This window comes from Actinomycetota bacterium (genome assembly GCA_036280995.1).
GTDB lineage: Bacteria > Actinomycetota > CALGFH01 > CALGFH01 > CALGFH01 > CALGFH01.
On the sequence record DASUPQ010000373.1, the window covers coordinates 1 to 2,506 of the forward strand.

Here is a 2,506-nt window from a genome sequence, read left to right on the forward strand (position 1 = left end):
GGATGCCTTCATCGAGCATGCCTTCCACGTCCGCGAGGCCCGCGACACCCTGTTCGGCGAGTTCGCCTACGACCACCAGATGACGATCTACGGCGAGCCGGTGCCTCGGCTGGTCGAGTTGTTCGACCGGGTGGGGGTGGACGTGACCTGGTTCACCCTGCTCCAGGCCCTTGAACCTGTGAGCGTCGACTGACCGAGGCGGGCAGCGCGCTCGGAGCAACCCGCCGGCTCGGCTCCCAGCGCGCTACCCGACGTCGGCGGGCCCGGCGCCGACGCACGGGTCCTAGGGATCCATCCTGGATCGGCCGTGCGCGCACGGCACCCGCCGTCGAGCAGAGAGGACACAGCGATGTACCTGATCCGCGAGCGCTTCTTCCGCCTGGGCGAGGACTCCGACATCACCGACGACCAGGGCCGGCCGCTGCTGCAGGTGGACGGCAAGGTCCTCAGCCTGCGCAACCGGCTGGTCCTGCGCGACCCGCAAGGGCGCGAGGTCGCCCAGGTCCAACGCAAGCTGGTCGCGCTGGTGCCGACCTACCAGGTCTCGCTGGCCGGCCGCGAGGCCGCCGAGGTCCGCAAGCACTTCTTCACGCCCTTCCGGGACCGCTTCACCATCGACGTCCCCGGGCCCGATGATCTGGAGATGGAGGGCGACCTGTTCGACCACGAGTTCACCATCCGCCGCGGCGGCCAGACGGTGGCGACCGTCTCCAAGCGGTGGCTCAGCATGCGCGACACCTACGCGGTGGACGTCGCTCCCGGCCAGGACGATCTGCTGATCCTGGCCAGCGTGCTGGCCCTCGACCTGGCGGAGGACCAGGAGCGCCAGCACCACTGAGCCCAACCCTGCCGCCGACCACCGGGGTTGATCAGATGACCGGGCACACGGCCGGTCCCGGCGGTTGGGAGGCCTTCGGAAGGGGCGCAGCGTTCGGCCGCTGCGACGCCGTCACGATCACAGGGGGTGAGCGCATTAGCCGGTCGCCGCCACGTGACTCCCCCAGGTGCGGCCCTCACCGCCGAGCAGTTGCAGGCGGGGGCGTCGGACCCATGCCAGGGCTGTCCGGCGACCACGTACCCAGCTGATCGAGTTCCGCCACTCGCTTCGGGAGACGGTGGTTGGCAAGGTGCTCCGCCGGGAGCTGCGGACGGAGGAGCAGAGAGCATCGCCGCGATGGAGCGAGAAGGCGTGCCGCGATCATGGATGCTCCGCGCCAAGCCTGGCATATGGTCAGGTTGGTCACCAGGCCAGCTCGCGGCGGTGCTGGTCATCGATCCGCTTGGGCGAGGTCAGCGGCACCAACCCGGCGGGAGGTACGAATGACGAGCGCTCGCGTCCTGTGGCGCGTGCGCTGGGTCATCACCTGTTGAGGACGGCTGGCCTCCTGATCGTGGGACCTTCGCCCGTGGTGGCGGGGCCGCCTCGGCCGTAGCGTGGCCTGGGAGAAAGGGGTGGATGACATGAAGCTCCCCAAGGTGCTGCAGTCGCCCGAGCGCGACGTCCTGCTGGTGTCGGCGTTGATCGCCATCGTGATGGTGCTGGCCTTCACCGATTGGGGCGTCCTGGCCTACGTGGTGACGGGCCTGGTCTTTGCCGCGCTGGTGCTGGCCTCGGCTATCGCCAACCGTCGGGCGACCCACCGCTGACCGCCGACGTGATGGACGCGCGCTTGGGCTGTTCCAGGACAGTGGCGAGGCGGCCACCGCTGGCCACCGGCCGCCGCCGGGACAGGACGAGCTGGGCCGGGCCGATGGCGGCAGGCGTGAACACGCCCCGCGACGACCGATTCAAGCACCACCTCCTCGCCGTTTCGGGGCCGGCTGGCGTCTGCGCCACCGGGGGGCACGGTTAGCGTCAGGGCAGGGTTCCTGGATGGCAGGCCCACCTAGCCGACCCGGCAGCGCCCGCTGGGGGGAGGGTCGCAGGGACGCTGCGACTAGAGAAGGAGGTCCACCACCGTGGACAGCTCTGCACTCGCCAAGGAACCCTTTGTCAGCATCACCACCTTCAAGCGCGACGGAACCCCGGTCTCGGTGCCGGTGTGGTGCGCCGCCGACAACGGCAGCCTGCTGGTCTTTAGTGAGGCCGACTCCTGGAAGGTGAAGCGGATCCGCCGCGACCCCCATGTCCGCCTCGCGCCCTGCAGCCCCCGAGGGAAGCCACGTGGCCCGGCGGTCGACGCCAATGCCAGCCTTGTGGAGGAGACCGCGAAGGTCGAAGCGCTGCTGGTACGAAAGTACGGCTGGGCGTGGCGCGGGTACCGCGCGCTCATGTTATCGACGGCGCTGATCCGGCGCCTCCGCCGACAGATCCCGACGGCATGGCTGACGATCAGGATCACGCTTCGTGAGGCGGGCCCAGATCAGACCAACCTCAGGGATCCAGGCCACTCGCGGCATGCCCGATCCGGGCTCCAGTCCGTCCGGCGGCCGACGCCTGGGCAGCCCGGGCCACACGGCCAGGAACTCGGATTGGCCGGCGGGCAGGGCAAGACCGAACCTGCGC

At 70.0% G+C, this 2,506-nt stretch carries 4 protein-coding genes; all 4 read left to right on the forward strand.

All coding sequences use genetic code 11. The features are described 5' to 3' along the window. The coding region (locus tag VF468_12585) for a hypothetical protein (protein HEX5879131.1) at positions 1-193 on the forward strand (193 nt) is incomplete at its 5' end. A gap of 114 nt (positions 194-307) precedes the next feature. Continuing rightward, positions 308-838 (forward strand): LURP-one-related family protein, encoded by a 531-nt coding sequence (locus VF468_12590; protein ID HEX5879132.1) that lies wholly within the window; start codon positions 308-310, stop codon positions 836-838. 623 nt (positions 839-1,461) lie between these two features. Continuing rightward, positions 1,462-1,647 carry a hypothetical protein gene (locus VF468_12595; protein HEX5879133.1) on the forward strand — a complete coding sequence of 62 codons (186 nt, stop codon included), beginning with the start codon at positions 1,462-1,464 and terminating at the stop codon, positions 1,645-1,647. Between the two features lie 312 nt (positions 1,648-1,959). Next, the coding region (locus VF468_12600; protein HEX5879134.1) for a PPOX class F420-dependent oxidoreductase at positions 1,960-2,506 on the forward strand (547 nt) is incomplete at its 3' end.

Coding starts and splice junctions, on each gene's coding strand:
- VF468_12595 (HEX5879133.1), top strand. CDS start 1,462: ATGAAGCTCCCCAAGGTGCTGCAGTCGCCCGAGCGCGACGTCCTGCTG.